General features: G+C 63.3%; 21 protein-coding genes and 1 tRNA gene. 9 read left to right on the top strand and 13 right to left on the bottom strand.

Going from position 1 to position 22,533, the window contains the following annotated elements; translation table 11 throughout:
* Positions 1–56: 56 nt before the first annotated feature.
* The 4 genes from JQ617_RS02300 to JQ617_RS02315 form a co-directional block, all read right to left on the bottom strand.
* Positions 57–2,114, bottom strand: a complete 2,058-nt coding sequence (locus tag JQ617_RS02300) for an ATP-dependent helicase (RefSeq protein ID WP_212024110.1) — start codon at positions 2,112–2,114, stop codon at positions 57–59.
* 124 nt (positions 2,115–2,238) lie between these two features.
* Complete coding sequence (locus JQ617_RS02305) at positions 2,239–3,618, bottom strand: alpha/beta hydrolase (protein WP_212024112.1); 1,380 nt, start codon at positions 3,616–3,618, stop codon at positions 2,239–2,241.
* The gene (locus JQ617_RS02310) at positions 3,615–4,508 is read right to left on the bottom strand and encodes a hypothetical protein (protein WP_212024114.1); all 894 of its coding nucleotides are present in this window, start codon (positions 4,506–4,508) and stop codon (positions 3,615–3,617) included. The genes JQ617_RS02305 and JQ617_RS02310 overlap by 4 nt, the downstream gene beginning before the upstream one ends.
* 10 nt (positions 4,509–4,518) lie before the next feature.
* Positions 4,519–5,598 carry a CHAT domain-containing protein gene (locus JQ617_RS02315; protein ID WP_212024116.1) on the bottom strand — a complete coding sequence of 360 codons (1,080 nt, stop codon included), beginning with the start codon at positions 5,596–5,598 and terminating at the stop codon, positions 4,519–4,521.
* A gap of 143 nt (positions 5,599–5,741) precedes the next feature.
* Between JQ617_RS02315 and JQ617_RS02320 the strand changes: the two genes are divergently transcribed.
* Positions 5,742–6,323, top strand: coding sequence for a TMEM175 family protein (locus JQ617_RS02320; protein WP_212024118.1), 582 nt, complete (start codon positions 5,742–5,744; stop codon positions 6,321–6,323).
* A gap of 9 nt (positions 6,324–6,332) precedes the next feature.
* Here the strand turns inward: JQ617_RS02320 and JQ617_RS02325 are convergent, their stop codons facing one another.
* A complete protein-coding gene (locus tag JQ617_RS02325; protein WP_212025948.1) occupies positions 6,333–6,713 on the bottom strand; it encodes a YciI family protein in 381 nt (126 codons plus the stop codon).
* Positions 6,714–6,906: 193 nt separating this feature from the next.
* Here JQ617_RS02325 and JQ617_RS02330 point away from each other — a divergent pair, with 193 nt between their 5' ends.
* Positions 6,907–7,086 carry a hypothetical protein gene (locus JQ617_RS02330; protein WP_063682667.1) on the top strand — a complete coding sequence of 60 codons (180 nt, stop codon included), beginning with the start codon at positions 6,907–6,909 and terminating at the stop codon, positions 7,084–7,086.
* Between the two features lie 20 nt (positions 7,087–7,106).
* A complete protein-coding gene (locus tag JQ617_RS02335) occupies positions 7,107–7,310 on the top strand; it encodes a hypothetical protein (protein WP_145660569.1) in 204 nt (67 codons plus the stop codon).
* 10 nt (positions 7,311–7,320) lie between these two features.
* On the opposite strand, the gene JQ617_RS02340 is transcribed toward JQ617_RS02335, so the two are convergent.
* Positions 7,321–8,034 (bottom strand): substrate-binding periplasmic protein, encoded by a 714-nt coding sequence (locus JQ617_RS02340; RefSeq protein ID WP_212024120.1) that lies wholly within the window; start codon positions 8,032–8,034, stop codon positions 7,321–7,323.
* Positions 8,035–8,351: 317 nt separating this feature from the next.
* On the opposite strand from JQ617_RS02340, the gene JQ617_RS02345 reads away from it, so the two are divergent.
* Together JQ617_RS02345 and JQ617_RS02350 are read left to right on the top strand one after the other, a co-directional pair.
* Positions 8,352–10,763: an ATP-binding protein gene (locus JQ617_RS02345; protein ID WP_212025949.1), complete on the top strand. Its 2,412-nt coding sequence runs from the start codon at positions 8,352–8,354 to the stop codon at positions 10,761–10,763.
* Between the two features lie 440 nt (positions 10,764–11,203).
* Positions 11,204–11,887 carry a hypothetical protein gene (locus JQ617_RS02350; protein ID WP_212024122.1) on the top strand — a complete coding sequence of 228 codons (684 nt, stop codon included), beginning with the start codon at positions 11,204–11,206 and terminating at the stop codon, positions 11,885–11,887.
* Positions 11,888–11,899: 12 nt separating this feature from the next.
* On the opposite strand, the gene JQ617_RS02355 is transcribed toward JQ617_RS02350, so the two are convergent.
* Both JQ617_RS02355 and JQ617_RS02360 read right to left on the bottom strand, forming a co-directional pair.
* A complete protein-coding gene (locus JQ617_RS02355) occupies positions 11,900–12,064 on the bottom strand; it encodes a hypothetical protein (RefSeq protein WP_212024124.1) in 165 nt (54 codons plus the stop codon).
* Positions 12,033–13,292, bottom strand: a complete 1,260-nt coding sequence (locus tag JQ617_RS02360) for a DNA-methyltransferase (RefSeq protein ID WP_212024126.1) — start codon at positions 13,290–13,292, stop codon at positions 12,033–12,035. Before JQ617_RS02360 ends, JQ617_RS02355 begins: the two co-directional genes overlap by 32 nt.
* A gap of 319 nt (positions 13,293–13,611) precedes the next feature.
* On the opposite strand from JQ617_RS02360, the gene JQ617_RS02365 reads away from it, so the two are divergent.
* Both JQ617_RS02365 and JQ617_RS02370 read left to right on the top strand, forming a co-directional pair.
* Positions 13,612–13,685: transfer RNA gene (locus tag JQ617_RS02365), tRNA-Gly, on the top strand.
* Between the two features lie 630 nt (positions 13,686–14,315).
* The gene (locus tag JQ617_RS02370) at positions 14,316–14,756 is read left to right on the top strand and encodes a cupin domain-containing protein (protein ID WP_212025950.1); all 441 of its coding nucleotides are present in this window, start codon (positions 14,316–14,318) and stop codon (positions 14,754–14,756) included.
* A gap of 51 nt (positions 14,757–14,807) precedes the next feature.
* Here JQ617_RS02370 and JQ617_RS02375 read toward each other — a convergent pair whose 3' ends face one another.
* The 5 genes from JQ617_RS02375 to JQ617_RS02395 form a co-directional block, all read right to left on the bottom strand.
* On the bottom strand, positions 14,808–15,095 hold the full coding sequence (locus JQ617_RS02375; RefSeq protein ID WP_249156583.1) for a hypothetical protein: 288 nt from the start codon (positions 15,093–15,095) through the stop codon (positions 14,808–14,810).
* A gap of 57 nt (positions 15,096–15,152) precedes the next feature.
* Positions 15,153–15,764, bottom strand: a complete 612-nt coding sequence (locus JQ617_RS02380; RefSeq protein ID WP_502754861.1) for a DsrE family protein — start codon at positions 15,762–15,764, stop codon at positions 15,153–15,155.
* A 23-nt stretch (positions 15,765–15,787) separates the two neighbouring features.
* On the bottom strand, positions 15,788–16,396 hold the full coding sequence (locus JQ617_RS02385) for a hypothetical protein (protein ID WP_212024128.1): 609 nt from the start codon (positions 16,394–16,396) through the stop codon (positions 15,788–15,790).
* On the bottom strand, positions 16,393–17,436 hold the full coding sequence (locus tag JQ617_RS02390; RefSeq protein ID WP_212024129.1) for a TAXI family TRAP transporter solute-binding subunit: 1,044 nt from the start codon (positions 17,434–17,436) through the stop codon (positions 16,393–16,395). The genes JQ617_RS02385 and JQ617_RS02390 overlap by 4 nt, the downstream gene beginning before the upstream one ends.
* A gap of 95 nt (positions 17,437–17,531) precedes the next feature.
* Complete coding sequence (locus JQ617_RS02395) at positions 17,532–18,947, bottom strand: coiled-coil domain-containing protein (protein WP_249156584.1); 1,416 nt, start codon at positions 18,945–18,947, stop codon at positions 17,532–17,534.
* A 454-nt stretch (positions 18,948–19,401) separates the two neighbouring features.
* Between JQ617_RS02395 and JQ617_RS02400 the strand changes: the two genes are divergently transcribed.
* Together JQ617_RS02400 and JQ617_RS02405 are read left to right on the top strand one after the other, a co-directional pair.
* Positions 19,402–21,048 (top strand): polysaccharide biosynthesis/export family protein, encoded by a 1,647-nt coding sequence (locus tag JQ617_RS02400; RefSeq protein WP_212024131.1) that lies wholly within the window; start codon positions 19,402–19,404, stop codon positions 21,046–21,048.
* Positions 21,049–21,179: 131 nt separating this feature from the next.
* Positions 21,180–22,532, top strand: coding sequence for a lipopolysaccharide biosynthesis protein (locus JQ617_RS02405; protein ID WP_212024133.1), 1,353 nt, complete (start codon positions 21,180–21,182; stop codon positions 22,530–22,532).
* Position 22,533 lies beyond the last annotated feature (1 nt).

Here is a 22,533-nt window from a genome sequence, read left to right on the forward strand (position 1 = left end):
GTCGGACCTCTGTGGTTCCAGTTATCCTGACAGGTCCGGATGGCGGTCTCTTGTGTCTACCGCCACATCCCGCGCATCTTCGCGCCGATGTCGATCTTCGGTCCCTGGGCCGCTGTACGTGCTGCACCCGCTGCGGCCTTCGGCCAGGCGGTGCGCTCGAACAGATAGACCAGGGATTCCGGGATGAAGCGGGTGCGCGAGGCGTAGACGTGGCGGTCGCCCTTGGCGGCCTGGCCGTGGACGAAGAAGCGTTGGGGAACGACGAGGTGCAGATCGTCCTTGGCGCGCGTCATCGCGACATAGAGCAGACGGCGCTCCTCCTCGATCTCGGCGCTGGTGCCGGCGCCGAGATCGGACGGCATGCAGCCGTCGACGACGTTGAGCACGAACACCGATTTCCACTCCTGGCCCTTGGCGGAGTGGATGGTGGACAGGATCAGGTAGTCCTCGTCGCGGAGCGGTGGTCCGGATTTGTCGCTGGTCGCATCCGGCGGATCGAGCGTGAGCTCGGTCAAAAACTTCTCGCGCGAGGCATAGCCGATCGCGATCTGCTCGAGCTGCAGCAGGTCGGCACGGCGCGTCTCGGAATCCTCGTGGATGCGATCGAGATGCGGCTCGTACCAGAGCCGGACGCGTTCGAGATCGGCGGGCCATTCCGAGTAACGCAAATTCTCGACCGTGCGGACGAAGGCAGTCCAGTCGTCGCCGGTACGCGCCGGCACGGGAAACCGGCCGAGCGCGGCAAGCGGGTCCATGCTCTCCGCCATCTGGTCGAGCACGCGCTGCGCGGTGGCGGGGCCGATGCCGGGCAACAGGTGCAGGATGCGGAAGCCGGCGACGCGGTCGCGCGGGTTCTCGGCAAAGCGCAGCAAGGCCAGCACGTCCTTGACATGCGCGGCGTCGAGGAATTTCAGCCCGCCGAATTTGACGAACGGGATGTTGCGGCGGGTCAGCTCGATCTCGAGCGGACCGGAATGCGAGGACGTCCGGAACAGCACCGCCTGGTGCTTGAGCAGCGCGCCTTGCTCGCGGTTGGCCAGCACCTCCTCGACGATGTAGCGGGCCTGGTCGGCCTCGTCGTGCACGGTGACGAGCTGCGGCTTCGGTCCGGAGGTGCGGTCGGTCCAGAGGTTTTTGGTGAAGCGCTCGCGCGCAAGGTCGATGACGCCGTTGGCCGCCGCCAGCACCGCCTGCGTCGAGCGGTAGTTGCGGTCGAGCGTGATCATCTCCGCGCGCGGCGAGAAGCTCTGCGGAAACTCAAGGATGTTGCGCACGGTGGCGGCGCGGAACGAGTAGATCGACTGCGCGTCGTCGCCGACCACGGTGAGGCCGCGGCCGTCGGGCTTGAGCGCGAGCAGGATCGAGGATTGCAGGCGGTTGGTGTCCTGGTATTCGTCGACCAGGACGTGGTCGAAGCGGCCGCCGATCTCTTCGGCGATCAGCGCGTCGCTCATCATCTGCGACCAGTAGAGCAGGAGGTCGTCGTAATCGAGCACGTGCTGGGCCTGCTTGGCCTCGACATAGGCCGCGAACAGGCCCTTCAGCTCGGCCGCCCAGCCCGCGCACCAGGGATAGTGCTGGCCAAGCACCTTCTCGATCTCCATCTCGGCATTGACGCAGCGCGAGTAGATCGACAGGCACGTGCCCTTGGCCGGAAAGCGGCTCTCGGTCTTCGACAATCCGCGCTCGTGCCGGACCAGGTTCATCAGGTCGGCGGAGTCCTCGCGGTCGTGGATGGTGAAGGCGGGATCGACGCCGATCCGCTCGGCATATTCGCGCAGGAGCCGCGCTCCGATGCCGTGAAACGTGCCGGCCCAGGCGAGGGCGTCGCGCATGATCGCGGCATTGTTCTCCCCCAACACCTTGCGGGCGATGCGCTCGACCCGGCCGGCCATCTCGGCCGCGGCGCGGCGGGAGAAGGTCATCAGCAGGATGCGGCGCGGATCGGCGCCGGCAACGATCAGGTGCGCAACGCGATGGGCCAGCGTGTTGGTCTTGCCGGAACCCGCGCCGGCGATGACGAGCAGGGGGCTTCCCACGGTCGCGCCGTCGGCCACGCCATGCTCGACGGCGCGGCGCTGCTCCGCGTTGAGCGTATCCAGATATGTCGCCACGAATCGCCCCGGTGAAAGGGGCAGACTCGGCAATCCGGCGGCGCTCCGCAAGGCATACGTGGAGGGCGGGGACCGCCGGCGAGGGGGCGGGACCGGCGTCGGCCGCTGCACCACCGGCCGCAATTCAGCTCGGCCGTACCATGAATGGCATGCTTTTGGCGTCGGGCTGGCCGGCGACCTTGAGGACGAGGCGGTAGATTCCCGTCAAGGTCGGGGCCGTCAGGCGCAGGACCGTCACCCCCATCGGCGGTCCGGAGTAGCGGATCGGCTTGGCAGGCGGGGGCGCGAACGGCTTGAAGTCGCTCTCGTCGAGTTCCGCCTTGCCCGGTGACTGGACCGCGCGTTCCCAGGAGAGTTCGCCCTGCAGCGATGTCGCGGGGGAACTCGACTGGATGAGGACCTCGAACGGCGCCTGGACCGGGACGATGATATCCTGGACGGTAATGTCGAACCGCTCGTCTTCCGCCGCCAGCAGGCCGTCGGCGCCGAACAGTTCCTGAAAGGCAAACCTCGCCTCTTCGGCGGCGATCAGGCTCACATGCGACTTGTCGGTGAACTGGATCTGCTGTCCCGGCAGGAAGGCGCCCTGCAACGACACCGTGCCATCGCCGGCTGACTCGGTCTCGATCTTGTCGACAATTCCACCGTTCCAAACGAAATGCGTGATCGTGCTGAAACGCGTTCCGACCATCAGAAAGGTGCGGACATGCGCCGGAATTGGCTTCGTCGCGATGTCGATGGCGTCGCGAAAGGCCTTGGCAAGATCGAGGGTCGCCGCGCTGAGTTTGAGCTCGTTGACCGCAAAGGCCCGGTCGCTGAGCGAAATCGGCGCGAGGCCGCCTTCCACCTCCCGCTTCCAGATGATCGGTTCATGCTGAAGCGGAAATGTCTGATAGAGGGCGGTGTAACGCGGATCGTTGGCCAACCGTTGTGATTGGTCGGCGTTGAGAAAATCCGCCGCATGCAGACCCAATGCGCCGGCGAGCGCGACAGGCGCGCCGTTGTGCGGCGTGCCGAACGTGGTGAGCGAGCGAATGGCGGCAAAGCCCGGCTCGTTCGTAAACTTGCCGCTTTGCAGATAATACCTGGTGACGAGCCCGCCCATGCTGTGGGCGACGATGTGAATCTCCGCCTTGCCGTTCCAGTCCGTGTGGATCTGCCTGATCTTGGGAGCCAGCCGCTCCTCGGCGGATTTCGTCAGATCGATGCGCCAGTCATAGGGCGCGGTATAGAGGGTTTTGTCCCGCGCCGAGAACATCGCCTGGCGGTTCTTCCTGTCGCGCAGCCGCGAGAACGCCTTGAGCCATTGCGCATAGATGTCGACGACGTATCCGACCTTTCCGATGACTTCGCCGACGACGAGGTTCGGCTGAAGCAGGCGCTGAAACCGCTCTTCGTCGAAGCCCACGATTCCGTTGAGCAGCGAGCCCGGCCAGACCATTCCCTCGCCATCCGACAGCTCCGAGCCCAGCAGTCCCGGAACGAACAGCAGCACCTTGGTCATGGCGTGTACTCCCGGATCGCCTGGATCATCTTCACGACGCTCGCGCGCGCGTAGTCCGGTAGTTCCTCGAGGCTATGCGGGCAGATTTCCATCTTCTTCAGCAACACCACGATGTCCTTGCGGTCGTCGCAATAGTCCATGATGCAACCGCGCGTATCGTCGTGCTCCTCGAGATCGAAATATTCGGCGAGGACCTGCGCGACGATCAGGAGTGCGAGACAGGCCTCGAACGAGCGTCCCGCCTTCGCGGCGTAGCCGCGCAACTCGTAGGCGGACACCAGGATGATGCGCTTGCTCGAGACCGAGAAGAAGTCGATCTCAACGCCATCGCGGTCGAATGGCGGGTTGGTCACGCGGTCCGCAATCAACGGCGCCAGCAGGCAGACCAAGAGATCGGTTCCGGTCGATTTGAGGATCGGCCGGGCAACGGGATAGATGTCCTCGGCCCAGACGCTGTTTTCGAGCTGCGGGTCTTCGGCGGTCTTGGGATCGAGCTTCTGGATGATCTCGCGGGTGCGGCGGCCCGACATGGTCAGTCCCATCGGCACCGTTGCCTCGATCCGGACGAACCTGAACAGCTTCTGCTTCCGGTTGATGGCGTCCAGCACGCGATTGACGAAGCCGGAATGGACGTCGATGTCCCAGACCGCGACATCGTGCGTCCGCGCCTCGCGGGCGCTGGCCGCGCGAGGCTTCGCGACGGACTTGGCCGCGGACTTGGCTGGAGACTTGGCTAGAGACTTGGCTGCAGATTTGGCCGCGAACTTGGCGGCGGGCTTCATGGCCGCGGCTTTCTTCGCAGCCGTCGTCTTCGCGGTGGTCGGCGTCTTGCTGACCGGAGCACGCGAGCCGGACCGGACGAAACGTGTGGCTTTTTGCTTCTTGAACATCAGGACCCCTTCAGGGGGTGAACAACTGGCTGCAGCCCGGCCGCCGGTACAGGACAGGAATTCCCCACTCGATGGCGGCGAATTTGAGCGCCTCCATTTCCTTGACCAGGGCGATCCGCCCCTTGTTGACGGCGACGTCGATGTTGCCGTCGGTGAGGAGCGAGCGATAGAGCGCGCCGGTGAAATCCGCGATCGAGCTGACGGAAATCGGCAACTGGTTGGCGACGACGGCCGGCACCCCTGAACGCACCAGGTTCTCGGCGATCGTGCCGAGCGGCTGCACGTCCTCGATCAGGGCGGTGTCGCAGGCACTCAGGATCACCAGAGCCGGTTCGGCATCCGAGATCATTTTCGAGAAGGGCTCCGTTCCGAGGACGATGCCGCCCTGTTGTCCTGCGCCGCGCAGCAGGATGCCGTCCGGCCGGCCATGACCGATGAAGTGAACGATGTCGTAGGGCCTCTCCTCAAGCGCGTCGCGAACCATCTTCCTTGTTGCGCCCTCGACGAGGTTCATGGTGATCCGGGCGGCTCCCGGCCCCTGGATCCTCTCGCCGATGATGCGCTCGAGGTTTTCCTTGGTCTCCGTCCAGGGAATCCGTTCCCGGCCGAGGACGTCGGCACCGATGACGAGCACGGCAATCTGGGAGTTGCCGATAGGCTTCGGCTTGCGCTCGGCGCCGTTGGCGACCGGAACGCTTCGCGCAAACGTACGCTTGGCGTGAGGCCCTTCGTTGACATCAGGCCATACGATGAATTCCCACGGGACCCGCTTGAGGCGGTTGTCGGAGGTGCAGAGCGTGATCTGGATGTTGCGCTGGCTCGCCGCATAGTAGAGATCGTTCACCGAGCCGGAAAACAGCGTGCGGCTCAGCTCGAGGCCAAAGTCCTTGAGTTGCGCGAGGGTCGGGCGATCGTCATCGTCCGTCAAGCTCTTCTCGAGCCTGTCTCGTGTGTCGATCAGTCCCTTGAGGACCTGATCCACGATGTCCGGCCCGTAAGCGAGCGAATAGTCGTCTGCGGCAACGGGGAGTGCCCCGCCTTGCTTCTCGGGCAAAAGAAAAAGATTTATCCTTGCGGCATCCAGCGCCACTGGAAACGTCCTGTCGCAATTGGCGTCACGGGTCGAAAAAGGGAATGCAATATGAAGTCGCAGGAATGGTACATTACCATCCAAAAGATGCAAGGTGCCGCCCGCGCCACCGTTGACGTCGGCGCCGCGACAAATGATCCGGCATGACCGAGCTCAGGCCCGACCAGTTCGAGATGCGGCGGCTGGAATCGCTCAGCAACACCATTTTCGGTGTCGCCATGACGCTTCTGGCCTATGACCTGCCCAAGGCGGCCGTATTCACCACTGCGCCCGACTGGAGCGATCTCGCCCGGGTCTATTCCGGCAAGCTCGCCGGCTTCGCGCTCAGCTTCATCATCGCCGGCGTGTTCTGGATCAGCCATCACCGCCGGCTGGCGCGCCAGCCCGTCGGCGGCCGCGGCTGCGTGATCCTGAACCTGTTCTTCCTGCTCTCGATCGTGCTGCTGCCCGTCACCAACGGGCTCTACACCAACTACGCCATGAGCAGCGCGGTCGCCGTGCTCTATGGTTTGCACCTGACCGCGATCGCCGGCCTCAATACCTGGCTGTGGTGGACGATCCTGGGCAGCTGGAGCCGCGAGATCATGGCTTCGATGTTTCCGCTGGCCGTGTTTATCCCGGGCACGATCGTGGCGGCATTCGCGCCGCAGGTCGCGCCCTTCGTGTGGTTCATCGCTTTCGGCGGGCTGCTGATCCAGCGCTTCTATGTCGCACCGGGCCCGTAAGCCGCCGCCTCAGCCGCGTGTCGTGCCGAACCCATCGGCCGGCACGTAAAGCTTGACCGGGCGGATTTCGTAAACGGCGGACGGATTGACCGCGCGCAGCTTCCGTGCCGCCGCGACCGCCTCGTCGTCCGTGGCGCAGTCGACGAGGTGGAAGCCCAGAAGCTGCTCCTTGGTCTCGGAAAACGGGCCGTCCAGCACCATCCCGGCGCCGGGGCCGCGCAAGGTGCGGGCCTTTCGGGTCTCGTCCAGGCGGGCGGCCGGTCCGAGCAGTCCGCTGGCCCGCATGGGCACCTGAACCTCGATGACCTTGGCGACGACCGCGGCATCCTGCTCGGGCGACCAGGACAGGATTTCGTCTTCCACGTGATAGGCCAGGATGGCGTAGAGCATCGTCACCTCGTTATTTTTGCTGCGCGCGTCCACAGGACGTATCACGGCATCTTGGGCCGACAATGGCGGCACGGAAAATATTGCGTCCGTCCCCTGCGACGAAACCGTCCGGAAACCCGATTGCGGCCCTGGGGTGTGAACGTCGCCCGAAACCGGCGCGACTGATGGCCACAAGAACACTTCGGAGGCGGCCATGTCGACCATCAAGATCATCTGCGACGCGCGTCGGGCGGGAAGATCCGAACCTGCGGATCTGCACGACCAGAGCGGCCACCACCGCTATTACGGCAGCTCGGCCGAAAACGGCGGCGAGCGCATCGTCGAAAGCCGCCGCGGCAAGCAGCCGCGCGCCGTCAATGTCTGCGGTTTCTGAAGCCCCCACGACGCGCGACCATGAGCGTCCTGCAGATATCGATCGCCGCGATGCCGTTCCTGCTCTCACTCGTGAGCCGGAACAGCAAGGCGATCGCTCCGTGCCTGCTCACGAGTATCTTCACCGTGCTGCTCGCCGACGAGCCGCCCCGGGCAGCCATGGCCTGGTGCATCGACGTGCTGATCGCCGCCGTCGCCCTCCGCGAACGGCTTCGCGCGACCTGAGCGGGCACCGTTACGGTGCGCTCAGGATCTGCTTGACGAGCGCCTCGCGCAGCGTTGCCAGTTCGCCGCTCGCCTCCATCTGCGCGATCACCTTGCCGACCTCGGGCACCAGAGCGCGATGGCGTTCGTGCAAATAGTGATAGATGTGGATACGATCGAGCGGCGGCGAGAGCGGGTAGATCCTGGCCTGCAGGTTGAGCTTCCTCACAGCGACAAGACCGCTGAAAAGATCGGTGATCATCACGTCGAACCGATCGGCGTCGAGCATCTTGACCATGCTCTCCAGGCTGGTCGTCGCCGTGACGCGGGCCATGCCGCGCGTGCCGGCCTCCGATGAGCCGACGCCGCGGACGATGCCGATGCTGTAGTCCCGGATTGAATCCCAACCCGCGACATCGAAATGGAGCCTTGTCGTGAACACCGCGGGCTCGATGTAGTTGATCGCCGGCGTGACCTGGACCAGGGTCGGGTAGTCGCGTGAGAGCGTCCCGATCCGCTGGATCTCGCCGTCCACCTCGCCGGCACTCGACAGTGCGAGCGCCCGCTTGCCGGGAACGTCCTCGAATTCGAGCTTGATGTTCAGCTTGGCGTAGACGGCCCGCAGCATCTCGCCGCCGACATACTGATCGGGGATATCGGCGATGCGCGCCAGCCGGATCAGGTCCTGCGCCTGCGATGGAGCGGCTGCGAGCAAAGACAGCCAGACGACGGCAATCCGCCACATCACGCTTCTCCCTGGTCGAACCCTTGCTACCGCTGGATTCGGAGGCCGGCGCGATCTACCGGGGGTCGCGCCTGCGCACCGATCAACGCTCGCCTGGGTGATGCGGCTCCAGACTTTCACCGATGTCATTCTAGCACGCGAGGTGGTAGCTTGCGCGGGAATCCTGCTCGCTGGGCGCAAGACATGACCCTGCCGACCTCAAGCAGCCCATGGGCCGACAGGATCGCCACGCGCCGCGCGTGAAGAGAATCTCAACTGTCGAACTGCTCGTGGCCGCGACCGGCCGGAGCAGTGCCGCCGTTCCCGGGACATGGTACATGGGCAACTCAGGCGATGAGGATTCCAAGCGCGGCCGCGCCGTTGCCCCGGCCGCCGCGGAGCAGGATTTGGGCGGGATCGGCGCTGCACTTGCGCCGCCGATGACCGGAGCGTGGCTGTCGCGGATCTTGAACTGGTCACGTCGCGGCGTCGGGCCGCGCCTGCTGGCCGCCGTGCTGCTGTTCAGCTCCGTCGTCACGCTGGTGCTGACCGCACTCCAGCTCTATCTCGACTACAGCCGTGAGGTCGGTGTCATCGAGACGCGGCTCGACGAGATCGGCCGCAGTACCACCGGCAGCCTCGGCGAGAGCCTGTGGAATCTCGACCAGAACCAGCTCCGGCTGCTGCTCGACGGTATCCTGCGGCTGCCCGACATCCGCGCCGCCGAGGTGCGCGAGATCGCCGATCGTACCAATCCGATCCGTGTCGCGGTCGGCGAGCCGAACACCCGTTCGATCGTGACGCGCGACTATCCTTTGACCACCACGGTGCAGGGGGCGGTGCGCACGATCGGCGCGCTTCACGTCGAGGCGACGCTGAGCGAGGTCTACCGGCAATTGATGAACCGCGCCCTGGTCATTCTCGCGAGCCAGGCGGCGAAGACGTTTCTCGTCTCGCTGTTCATCATCTACATGTTCCATCTGCTGGTGACGCGGCATCTGGTCGCCATCGCCGACTTCGTCAGCAGATACAGCCTCGCGCAGCCGCCGCCGCCTTTGCATCTGGAGCGCCGGCCGTCCTCCGATCCCGACGAACTGGACAAGGTGATCGTCGCCTTCAATGCCATGTGCGCCAATCTCGAGCGCGCTTATGGCGAGCTGCGCGAGGCCAACGCCAATCTCGAGCGTGACCTCAAGATCCGTCGCAGCGCCGAAGAAGGCGCGCGCGCGAGCGAGCAGCGCTTTCGCGACTATGCCGAGACCGCGTCCGACTGGTTCTGGGAAACCGGACCGGATCATCGGTTCACCTACATATCGGAGCGGGCCGGCGCCTTCGGCATGGACCAAAAGGCGCTGATCGGCAAGCGCCGTACCGATGCCGCTTTCGACCACGACGCCGAGCCGGAGAAATGGCGCGTGCACGTGGCGACGCTGGACCGTCACGAGCCGTTCCGGAAATTCGAGTATCGCGGTCGCGATGCGAACGGACGCATGCATCATTTCAGTGTCAACGGCCAGCCGGTGTTCGCGTCGGACGGACGCTTCATGGGCTATCGCGGCTCCGCCACCGACCTCACCGAGCAGCACGAGACCGAGGAGCGGCTGCGCCAATCCCACAAGATGGACGCGATCGGCCAGCTCACCGGCGGCGTCGCGCATGACTTCAACAACGTGCTCACCGTCATCACCGGCACGATCGAGATCATTCAGGAGGGGGTTGCGGACAAGCCCCAGCTGGTTGCCATCGCGCAGCTGATCGACGATGCCGCCGCGCGCGGCGCCGAGATCACCTCGCAGCTTCTGACCTTCGCGCGTCGCCAGCCGATGGAGCCGCGCGAGATCGACGTCAATGCCCTCGTGCTGGAGACGGCGAAGCTGCTGAAGCCGATCCTGGGCGAGCATGTCGAGATCGTGACCCGGCTCGCGGACGACGCCTGGTCGGCGATGGCAGATCCGTCGCAGCTCTCGTCCGCGATCGTCAATCTCGCCGTCAACGCGCGTGACGCGATGCCGGGCGGGGGCAGGCTCACGCTCGAGACCGCGAACCGGGAGCTCGACGGCACGGAAGGTGCCGGCGAGGGCGAACCCATGCGCGGCGCCTTCGTGATGGTCGCGGTCAGCGACACCGGGCATGGCATTCCGGCCGATATCCGTGAGCGCGTGTTCGAGCCGTTCTTCACCACCAAGGGCGTCGGTCGCGGCACCGGGCTCGGGCTCAGCATGGTCTATGGCTTCGCCCGCCAGACCGGCGGCACCGTCGCCATCGAGAGCGAGGAGGGGCACGGCACGGTGATGCGGCTGTTCCTGCCGCGATCGAAGGGCGAGGCGCCTGCCAGGACGGCGCCGGTTCAGGCGCCGGCCACGGCGCGGGGGCGTGAGACGATCCTCGTGGTGGAGGACGATCCGCTGGTGCAGGGCTATGTCATCGCCCAGCTCGGCAGCCTTGGCTATCGCACGCTCGCCGCCGGCGACGGCGCATCCGCGCTGGCGCTGGTCGACCAGGGCGCCAAATTCGATCTTCTGTTCACGGACATCATCATGCCTGGTGGCATGAACGGACGAGAACTAGCCGACGCCGTCCGGGCTCGCCGACCGGGGGCGAAGGTGCTCTATACGTCCGGCTATACCGACGACACCATCGTCCACGAAGGGCATCTCGACCCAGGTGTGGCCCTGCTCCAGAAGCCATACCGCAAGTCGGAGCTGTCGCAGAAGATTCGCGAGGTCCTTGCGGGCGAGCCCCCCGCCTGAGCCGCGCCGGCAGACGAAAAAGGCGCGGCGGGGAGGCCCCGTCGCGCCCGATTCTTGCTCGCTGGTCCAGGGCTGAGAGCGCCCCGATGCCAGGCCCTTTGCAGAGCTTAGCGGGCGATCCCAGCGAGGTGACAGCGCTTGAGATAAGACACTGGACGACTTGCTCAAGAGCAAAAAACCGTTGTGCACCAGTAACTTGCGGCTTTCGCGGGTGCGGTAGGGCGCAGGGTGGGCGCGGACGTTAAGTAATTGGAATCGTTGTTGTTTTTGAAAGGATGAGAGAGCAATTCTTTTCGGAAGCGTGTGATGTCAATGCGTTGCTGCGCTGCTTTGATTTCTTGGGCGCTCATAGGGCGCGTGGACAAGTCACGGAAGCTCTGGGTTGTTCACGGAACTTACTCCAGTATCCAGCCACGCCATCGATTCTAGGAATTGCGCCTATGACATTTGAAGACTGGATGAAGGTCGGCGAGTTGGTGAAGTGGCCCCTCGTGGCTCTGATCGTGGCTGTGATTGCTCTGCTGATTTTGAAGAAGCCGATCAGCGCGCTGTTGGCGCGCATGAAGCGCGCCGCTATCGGTGACAAGGCCGTCGATTTTAGCGACAGCGCTGCAATCGCTAGCGAGCAGCAGCAGAAAAATCAAATCGAAAAGCCTACGGCCCCAGAAACGCCATCTGGTGAGCTTCCGCCGCCTCCCGCGCCGCCAGCTTTGGCGGCAATGGAGAAAAACATAGTTGATACATTGGCCGCTTCCAATGCGTCCGATGAAGTGAAGCGCTTATGGCTCATCCGGGGCATGGCCGTTGCCAAGATGGAGCGCGCGCATGAGATCACGTATCGATTGATTATGGGATCTCAGATCGGTCTGCTGCTACAGGCGAACACTGGAGTGCCGACAAGCATGGAGTCCGCCCGAGCAATCTACGATGATGCTAAGAACAACTTCCCAGCTATCTACAACAATTTTGATTTCGATGGCTGGCTGACATGGCCGTCCAACACCGGCCTTATCAATATTGAGCAGCATGGCGTTGCTGGATCAATCATCACCATCACCGACATCGGCAAAGAGTTTTTGCACTACTTGGTGTCGGCTGGCCTTACATCGACAAAGATCGGTTAGGGATCAGTGGAGTTATTTGGGCACTTCCGTTAGCTTGGCCAACTGCCGCTCTGCCGCCTTACGATCCTCGTCAGTCTTCGCCTCTTTGACGCGCTCCGTCAGGATCAGGCGCAACTTCTCCTTGAGCGGCAGCTTCTCAGTCTCGTCAGGCGAACGGGATTTGATGATCATCAGCATGTGGGGAGTGTGCTTTCACGACGCTAGTGGTGTCGATCTGAGCTGCAGCCAGGATGCGGCCCTCGGCGATCTTCAGGTAATCCTGTGACAGCTCGCATCCAATGAACTTGAGACCTTCCAAGATGGCGGCCTTACCAGTGCTGCCGCTACCCATGAACGGGTCGAGCACGGTGCCGCCGGGCGGCGTGACCAGCCGGCACAGGTAGCGCATCAGGTCGGTCGGCTTCACGGTCGGGTGGATATTGTCTTCGCCTCGGTCCTTCTTGCTGGCCTTCGCGCAGTAGAAGAAGCGGGCCGCGCTGCCGACGTCACCGCGCGGCTCCGGTCGCTTCGTGACGTGCTTCAAAGCACCGAACGTATTGTTGCCCTGGTTGGCTCCATCGGTGCGGGCACGCCCCTGCTGATCAGGCGCAGTCGGAAACGACGCCAGCACCTCGTCGCTGCCGTCGTGGATCAGATTCGCAGGCCAACGGCCGTCCGCGTCACCAATCCGGCATTCATCGACATTCAGCGCGCCAGTGCGGTACTGGCGCCAGTTCGCCTCCACGGTCCCCACCAGCGGCTTTCTCGCCATCACAATCGGCTCGTGCGCAGGTTTCAGAGCCGTCCCGCCCCAATCTCCGTTATGCGACTTCGGGAAGCCAGACCCGTAGACCCACATGATCTGATCGCGCACCTCGAAGCCGGCGTCCTCGACGGCGCATGCCATGCGGTGATAGGTACGCGAGCCTCCGAACGCCAGCAGGTAGCCTCCGGGCTTCAGCACGCGCAGGCACTCGGCGAAAATTTCGGTGGCCCAAGCCTGAAAAGCGCGCATGTGCTCAGACCCGGCGCCGTATGAGGCGCCCGAGCCGTAACGGATCTTGCTGCGACCGAACGGGTTTGCTCGCACGTCGGTCAGCGTGCCGTCGAACACCTGACGCCGATCAGTCTTCCATGGCGCGTCCCAGTCCTTGCCCATGAACTCCAGCCCATACGGCGGGTCTGTGACAATGGCATCTACGCTGTTATCGGGAAGCTCTCGAAGCCGATCCTCGCACTTGCCAAGCAGGAGTGTCGCGCCGCCAATTTCAGTTGTGTCCATAACCGTGCCGCTAGTGATGTGCGGCTCAAAAATGATGTCACGAATTATGGGCTGGGGCGGCTTCGCGTGATGTTGCGTGAAGGCGACATTGCGCAAATTTGACCAAAGCAAAACGGCGCGCGAATCGCTCCGCGCGCCGTCCATTTGCCGGGGCTCTATGGACCGATTTCTGGGGCGCTCATTGGGCGCACCGAGAATCGCTCACAAGGCCCAGTCACCGTGGTCCACGGTAAATTAGCGAGTCTCTCCAAGGAGAAACCAGTGAGATGCCGTGAACTTGCGTGACAAAAGATGCACTGGATCACCTCCTTTCGTTGGTTTCGGGACCTCCAATATAGGTTGAAATCGCCTGGCCGTTAAGGGGGAGGGCGGCCGGCCTGGAACAAAGGGCGTTTTGAGCGCGGGAAAGACCGCCCGGAGGCAGTTGAGACCGCCGCCCGGCCGTGTTAGGGGATCGCCCAACGCGGGTGTAGCTCAATGGTAGAGCAGCAGCCTTCCAAGCTGAATACGAGGGTTCGATTCCCTTCACCCGCTCCAATCCTTCCAGGTCCCTCTCGGACGATTAAGCCGCCATCCGGACACATGTCCGTCTTTTTGTTCGAGACGCGCGCCGCCCTTTCGCGCCGTTGACAACTTGCCGAGGGCCCACTTGGCATAGCTCGACCCGTGACGTTCGTGGAGCGGCCTGCGCCTTCATCTCGCGGTCGGCCAGTTCCGCGTCGTCGTCGAACCTCAAAGGCCATGCGAGGCACAGGGCCAAGGCGCACGCCGAGCCCTGACGCTCAGCATGATCACCTTGCTCGGTCGCCGGCACTCATCCGCAAGCAGACTCCGGATGATGGTTTCGAGATCTGTGGTCTCAAGGTCGGCCTCGCGTGTGGCGCGCCGAAATCGTCCGTCACAAGATCGACCGTCGATTCAAGGACGAGGGTCAAGCGCGATCGTCCCGAGGCGTTGGCGGCAGCAAGCCGTCGCAGGCGAGGGGCGTTTCGAGTGCAGTCAATGCCGCCGACGAGGTAGCTCCTAATAGTGCTCGTCTTCGGGGGATTGCGGCAACCGGTCTCATTCACCCACACTGCTCGTAGCCTCAGGATGGACATCGCCGGCGAGAGAGGCTCTAGCGCCGGAAGCTCTCGGAAGAAATGCTATCCAGCCATCGAGGCGTTGATGCGTGGTTCTATTGAAGTAGGACATCGCCAGACGGACGATCTCAAGCCTGCGCCGATCGAGCCGTCGTGGATCGTTGAAGGCAATCCAGAGGCTCGCTCACGCCTTCTGTCGACGAGCGCCTGTGGGACTGCCTGGACCATGCTCTGGTCCTGCACCCAGGGCAAATTCAACTGGAACTACGATTTCGACGAAACTGTCGTGATCCTCGAAGGATCTACCGTCATAGAAATGGATGGTAGACCGGCGAGGCGCTATGCGGCTGGTGACGTGATCTTGTTCCGCACCGGGACGCGTGCCAAGTGGCATGTCGAAGATCATGTCAGAAAGGTCGCCTTTTGCCGGCTGGACAATCCGGTCCCGCTCGGTTTCGCCATCCGTGCTGTCAACAAGCTCAGGTCGCTGGTCAGGGGGCAGCCTCAATCATCCCAATTGAGTTGAGCAGCTGCAGAGTCGTTATCCGCGATATCGGGTGAATGAACTCGCTTGCCATCAATCCGATTCCGTGGAGCCGATATCCATGTCAATCGGCGCCAGATAGTCGGCATGCAGCGTGATTCGAACCTTTGATCCGTCCAGGACCAGCCGCACGCTTCTCGGATAGTAGCCGCCGCCGATCACCGTGCCGGTCTTTCCAGCCAAACGGGAGCCTGCGGCAGGCGTGACACGAACGCGCGAGCCCGGTGGATACCCGAGGCTAGTTTGGGCCGGTTCCGGCCTGGGTTTCTCGCCGTGAATGAGGGCTCGGCGCGGCGAATGCACTTTCACGGGTTTTCGCATCGCAGCTCTCACCGGAGGTCATGATCCCTTCAGCCCCACCGCGGCGCCGGCGACGGCCTAAGGCTTGACGTAGGTCCAACCCATCTCCTGCAACTCCATCACGCGCACGACGCCCGATTTCACGATCTCCGCCTGGCGAACGATCGGTATGTCCTTGTTCTCGGCCTTCTTCATTTTCTCCTGGGTGTTGCCGCAGGCCTTGAATGAAACCTCGGGCATGCTCAGGGCCATTTCCTCGATGCGTGCCTTCACCGGCGATGTGTCTTCGCGCAGCATGTGCAGGCCAGGTCCAAAGGTGACGACCTCGATCTTCACCTTCTCGCCGGCGTCCTTGAAGTATTGCGCCACATTGGTTGCGTTGTTCAGCGCGAGATTCATTGCCGGGGGATCGTTGGAGTTCACCTGCAGGATCAAATGATGTTCTTTCGTCTTCGGTGCTGCCGGCGCATCCATGCGGGCAACCGCAGACCGTTGCCGTGTCGCCGTCGCCGGCTTCGCGACATGATGCCTCTCATGCATCGTCCTTTGCAGGACGGGTTGCGTGTCTGCCGGCGTCCAGTATCTTCCGCCCTGCTCAGCGCTCGCAAACGATATAGAAACCAGAACAGCAATGGTTGCCGTCGCAAACGCTGCGGTAGTATTTTGGAACCTGACCATATCCGTCTCCATCAAAAAAAATCCTATGCACGTCATCAGCGATTGGGCGTTGCGATCGCGCGCGGCCATTTGCACGCGGCGGCCATCTTCGTGCGCGCCGCGTCGAGCCCGGCGAGAGAGAATGTTCCATCAGAGGCAGCGTTGCCCCTTGATGAGAGCTGGATGATAAGGTCCCCGCGGTCGGGAAGGGATTGCAGCAAGCGAACAATGTCCCCCGTGAACGCAATGCCGGGCCCGGACATCGGGCTGCCTGCCGCGACTTGCACCGCCGCGTTGTTGTTGATGCGATAGGAGATGGCACCGGCGCTGCCTTCGCGCGAGATGCCGGGGCCTGTCAGCACCAATTCGGTCCGGCCGCCGCGGCAGCGGATCGACATCTGCATCGCGGACTCGGCGGTCCCGCCGCGTGACGATGTCGTAGCGGTCGCGATCGGAGAATAGTCAATTGGCGAGGTCGTCTGGCTGACGATCCATTCGTCGTCTGAGGGCTGGCGTTGATGGGGTGCGACTGTGCGCGTCAGTTTGTCCAGACATGCGAGGCGCTCGGTGTGCGGCTTCTGCAGGCAGGAGCCGAGCTCCGTCGTTGAATCCTGGGCCGACGCCGTGCCGACCGCAAAGAGAAGCAGGATTGCGATGCGGTTCATTGCGATGCTTGTGTTGCGCGGTGCTGACGATCCAGCCAGGTCTGCGCTGCAGGGACGCGCGCGAGGCCGGGAACTGTCGCAGCGAGATTGATGGATTTCCACTTCGGGTCGAAGCCGGGCGCCTGCAGTTTGTCGATCCGGGAGAACAAGTGGTCGATGAAACGCGAGACGCGCTCGGAGCGATTCGATTTGGCCGGCCAATTGAACGCGACCAGAGCGGTCGACACGGCGATGGTCGAAACGCGTTCGCCCGGCTTTATCAGGTTGGGATAGTCGGCTTCGCCGAGCGCGGCCGGAAGATAATAGTCTTCGAACCTGCCGTCATAGGGGAGGGACAAGAACTTGAAACCGGGCTCCCAGCGGCCCCGCACGAAGGCATCCACCGGCTTCGATGTAATGAAGACGACGGCAGCCATATCGCCCTTGCGCATCTGCTCGAGCGCGACCTGATGTGGAATGAACGTCTTCTCCACATCGAGATTGAGTCGGCTGAAGATCAGCGGCCCCGAATAGGCCGCAGCGGTGCCCTGCGTATTGAAGTTGACCTTCTTGCCGGCGAGATCGTTCAAGCTCTGGATCTCCGGCCGAACGAAGATGTGGAGCTCGGACGGAAACAGATTCAGGACATACGCAATTCTTCGCTGGATATCCGGCACCTGGCTTTTGTATTCCTCCAGCGCGTCGGAATTGATGATCGCTGCATCGATCCCGCGCAGATAGAGCAGGGAATTCAGGTTTTCCGTGGCTCCGCGAGTGACGACCGGCAGGACGTGCAAATTATCCCCGTCGTCGACCACGCGCGCGATCTCCGCTGCCAGGCGGATCGGTGCGCCCTCGAGCAGGCCTCCAGCCAGGCCGATGGTCCAGGCATTCATCAGGACCGCCTCAGGCCTTGGCTGCGGCGCCTCGGGCGGTGCCTGGCGAACCTTGTGAGGCCGATTATTCTGTGGCCGGGCATCCGCCCAGGAATGGAGCGCCAGGAGGAATGGTGCGAACGCGGCGAGCAAGAGCAGCCGATGCAATCCCGTGAGCTTTTTCATCGACCATCATCCTCTCTACATGCCTCATGCGTATTGGACGCGTTCGAATGTCGATAGCGCGTGGCCGTTCTGTAGAATGGCCGCGCCGGACAGCACTATCGGCCCAGCGCTTCGATCCGCGCCGTCGCCTCCTTGACTCCTCCGGCTTCGGCCCGCGTATAGAGATCCCGGGCCTTTGTCGCGTCGCCGTGGGTCCCATACGTTCCGAAGCTGGGGAGGACCCGCGGATCATAGGTTTCCGCGAGCACGAAGATTGCCTGCGCATTGCCCATTCGGGCGACGTGCTCCAGAACGACCCGCGCCGCTCCGATGTCTCCCTGCTCGAGCAGCAAGCTCGCGCGTGCGATCAGCCTCGCGACTTGCGCCGCTTCGTCGGGATTGGCCCGGACCTCCGCTGCGCCGCGCGGCACCGTGCTTGGATCCTGAAATGTCTCATCCCGCACCGGCGCTTCCTGCACGGGCTCGTTCTTGGGCTGTTGCGTCCGCGCGCCGATTGGCTCCTCGCGCATAGCCGTTCCGACCGTTGCCGGCTGAGGCGCGGGAGGAGGAAATCTCGCCACGAACGCGCCGTTGTCGAGACGCGCCAATGCAATCTCGGTTTCCAGCCCCTGGGCCCGTTCGCGCTCACGCTGCAACATGCCGCGCAACTCGGCTGCGTCCCGCTCCCCGGCCTGCTTGAGCCGCAGGACCTCCTCGCTCGCCTTGGACGCTCGCTCGGTCTGTACCTCGAGATCGCGGGTTGCTTTCGCCAGATCCCGTGCAAGCCGCTCGGCCCGATCGCGCTCCGCTTGCTGCGATTGGCCCAAGGAAGCTGTTTCGCTCTCCTGCGCCTGTTTGAGCTGCGCCGCGCTCTCGGCGGCTTTGGCGGCTTGAGCTTCGTATGCGTAGACCTTGCTGCGTGCGATCGAGAGATCCTGTGCCAGCGCTTCGGCTCTGTCATGCTCCTTCTGGATCGACCGTGTTCGCTCCGCGGCGCCGGCTTTTGCCGCCTGCGTCAGCCTGGCGACCTCGTCGCTCGCTTTGGTCGCCAGCGCGGTTTGCGCATCGAGATCGCGCTGTGCCGCCGCCAGGGTCCGCTCCAGCTGGCCGGTCCGATCCCGCTCCTGTTGCAGGGAGTTCCGCAAGTCGACCTGGCCGCCATCCGCGGCCTTCTTGAGTTGGGCGGCCTCATCGCGTGCCTTGTCCGCCAGGGCGGTCCGATCTTCGACATCGTGCCGCGTTGCTGCCAGGGCCCGTTCCAGCTGGTCGGCTCGATCGTGCTCCTGCGCGAGACGTTGCAATAGCTCGATATCGTGCTTTGCACTGCCGAGCTCGCACGACAGCGCCTCGGGCTTGCGCGGTTCCGGCTGCGGAGACTGCTGAGACTCGCCGCTGCCAGGGACGGCCGCTTGCGCTAGTCGAATTGCGCCGTCTCTGCCGTGTCGGTGAGGCGGCTGCACGACGAATGTGTTGCAGCCCTCGAGCCGGTGGGGCGTGGGGAAGCCGGACACATTCTGCTGAGGTGCAGCCATGGGGCATCGCGCCGGATCGGCGAATGCCGCGCCGGACGCAGATGTGATCACGAGGACGGCCGCCGCCAGCTGCGGGATAGCCGAGCATCTCCGCACGGGCAGGGGCCTTTCCGTCCTCGCAGCGCAGCGCGGCACGCCTGCGACGTCGCCATGGGCCAGAGAAAGAATAATCGTGCGACTCATTTGCATGGTCCGTCGCATGATCGGGGCGTTTGGGTATGGACGCATCATTATGCGCGCCGCCCATTCGCCTTCCAATAACCCGCATGGAGGAGCCTCGCTTACCCCTTTTTGCTGCCCGGAAGGGGTACCTCCAGGGATGCCCACAAAGGGTCGTTGTGTCCGTGCTCACCGGAGATCACGATGGCGCGCGGTGTCGTTCTGATTGCTCACGTTTGCAGCCGGTGGCGCGGTCGGACGGAAATCGCAGCCGTTGAAATCGAGACCATCCGCCATGGACGCCAAGGGCAGCTCAAAGCCTGCTATTCGCCAGCCCGACATGCCGCCTCGCAAGACAAGAAAGCGCTTGCTGCTGCTGCTCGGGGCGGTCTCCGGGATCGCCCTTGGGGTGGGTACGGTCAAGAATTGGAAAGCGATCGAGGTTGCTTCCGCGGGTGTCGCGCGGTCGCTATCCGCTGCAGGCGGTGCGCCGCGAGACCGGTCCGTTGACGCGGCGACCGAGGCCGGCGCAGCGTTCGGATCCCAGGCGCTACACGCAACGACGTTCGACAGCAATTTCACTCTCGCCGCATCTACCATCACCGAGCCCCCGAAGGTGGGCGGGACGCAGGCGGACCCATCGCCGGCAGGTTCGCTCGTAGTCGGCGACAAGCTCAAGCTCGCGTTCTACGAGCGCGTGGAGGTCGAAGAGGACAAGTGGGGACGCTCATCATCAGCATCGGCTCTGCGCGGCATCCTCCAGCGTCCGGAACTGAGCGGGGAATATTTGGTCCAGGAGGATGGTACGATTACCGTGCCGTTGCTCGGCTCCATTTCAGTCGTCAACCGGTCGGCGCAACAGGTGCAAGACGCCCTCATCGACAGCCTGGATCAACTGCTGGGTCGCAAGGGAATGGTGACCATCCTGTCGATAGAGCGTTCCCCCATTTACGTGGTGGGGCCGGTCAAGAACCCGGGCTCGTTCAAATACGCGGCCGGCATGACGGTTTTGCATGCCATCGCTCTCGCCGGCGGACTCGATCGGGGCACCAACGAGCCATGGCAGAAGATCGAAGCCGTGCGCGAAATCCAGAAGCGCAGCGGGGCGGTCGATGCCCTGCTGAAGTTGCTGGCGCGTGCGGCGGTGCTGAAGGCAGAGCGCGAGGGGGCCGAGCCCAAGGTTCCAGCCCGGCTGCTGGAACTGGTCGGCTCGACCGAAGCCGCCAATCTCGTCAACGAGCAGAGCGACCGGCGCAAGGCGGTCGCCACGGCGCGCAAGAACCGCGAGCACGCCGTCCTGACCGCATTGGAATCGGCCAAGCAGGATGTTGCGGTCTACGGGCGTACGGAGGCGCTCGACGAACTCGTTAAGCTGCGCCAGGATCGCGTGAACAGCATGCGGTCGCTCGTCGATCGTAACGTTCTCAGCATGACGGTGTTGAATCAGGTCCAGACCGAGCTGACCGATGCCGAGCAGCGCCGACGGGACGCTCTCAATCAGTATGCGATGGCCAAGCAGCGCCTTGCGACCATGGAAGCTGAGGCGATGAAGATCCAGGCTGATGTCAAGAACGATCTCGAGGTCGAGATCGAGCTGGTCGAGCGCCAGATAGCGGACAATGAGCGCGATTTCAACATCAGCGAAGGCGTCCTTAGCACGTTGCCAGCGACCCGCGCCCAGTTCGCCAAGGAGGCGAGCCGGGTGACGTACGAGGTCGTGCGGCAGACTGCAGCCGGACCGGTCGCCATTGGCTCTACCGGGATGACCACCTTGCTACCAGGCGATCTCGTCAACATCATCACGAGCGAAAGCGAGAAGGTGCAGGCCGGCGCGTCGGGCGCAACGTCGCCGGCGGGCGAGAGACCGGCCGGGCGTGCCGCCGATCATACCGAGACGACTGGTCGCGCCGTCGCGGACAAGAGCCCTGGTCCGAAGCAATGATGGCAGGTGAATTGCTGCGCGGACTTCATTTGCCTGAATAATCCGGGAGGAGCGGTCCCTCTGAAAGTGTATCGCGACTCGCGGACGCAGGAGAAGCCACTAGCTCGTTGTCAGGAACAGAAAACGTCTGGATGAATGCTGATCAAAGTGCCCGCATTTCTTCAACGCACGAACGTGAGTTGACGACCGGGCAGGGAACGTTCGGCCTTTCGGCGACCGCCAACCTGCTGCGGATTGCGGTGCGTGCAAATGCCGTATACGCGCGAAACGCCGGTGCCATCGTCATTGGAAACTGTGCCAACGGCGCGTTGGGATTCGTATTCTGGTGGTTGGCCGCACGTTGGCTTTCGCCCGAGGCGAATGGCTCGGCGTCGGCTCTCATCTCAATGACGGTGCTGTTGGCTCAGTTGGGGGATTTCGGACTTGGCACCCTGCTGCTCGGCGAAACGCAGCGGCATCCAGGTCGCGCGCATGGGCTAATTGTGGCCGCGTTGCTGACGGTGTTTGTCTTTTCAGCCCTCTTTGGTACAATTTATTGCGTCCTGGCGGGGTCGCTCTCCCTGCTTGGTCGGTTCACCGAGAACTCGTTCGAAGCGCCGCTATTCGTCGTCGGCTGTGCGCTCACCGGCTTTGCCGTCGCGCTCGATACAGCGTTGATCGGTCTCCTCAAAAGCACGCTGTGCATGTATCGAAACTCGGTGTTCGGTGTCGCCAAACTCCTGCTGCTCGGCGGCATAGTCATGATGCTGCCTTCGATGGACGGAGTATCGTCCGTCCTCTTCAGCTGGGGGGCCGGCGCTGGAGTGTCGCTCCTCCTCCTCCTTCCCTTTGCGTGGAGATATCGCGTGAGCGTCGTGCACGCTCCGGACTTCAGCCTGCTGGCGACCCTGGTTTCGAAGGTCGTCGATCACCACCTTCTCAACATCGCGTCGCAGGCACCAAGTCTCATCCTGCCTTATCTCGTCGCCGTCCTTTTGTCACCGGAGGTCAACGCAGCTTTCTACCCCACTTGGATGCTTTGCACCGTAGCCTTGATAATCCCCTCGGCACTCACCACGACGTTGTTCTCGGCGGCGGCGGCTGAACCGGGCAAGCTACGCCGCCATTTGCGATTTTCGCTGCTGGTCTCCGGCGCTTGCGCCCTGGCAGCAGGTGTCTTCCTCTTGTTGTTCTCGTCGTTCGTTCTCCATATCTTCAATCCCGCCTATCCGGAGATCGCCGGCTCGAGCCTCCGATTCCTGGGTTTCAGCTTGCTCGGCGTCGTTATCAAATTTCACTACATCGCTCTGATGAGATTGAGGAACCGCATGCGCGTGGCCTCGTTGTGGCTCGGCCTTGCGGGCATTTTCGAGTTGGGAATGGCGGCTGCCGGAGGCAGAATTGGCGGATTGGAGGGGCTTGTGCTGGGCTGGATGCTGGCCCTGTTCATCCAGGCCGTCCTGATGTCGAAGCCAATATTGGAGGTCGGGTGGAGCGCTGAGTAGC

The organism is Bradyrhizobium sp. KB893862 SZCCT0404 (assembly GCF_018130885.1).
GTDB lineage: Bacteria > Pseudomonadota > Alphaproteobacteria > Rhizobiales > Xanthobacteraceae > Bradyrhizobium > Bradyrhizobium stylosanthis.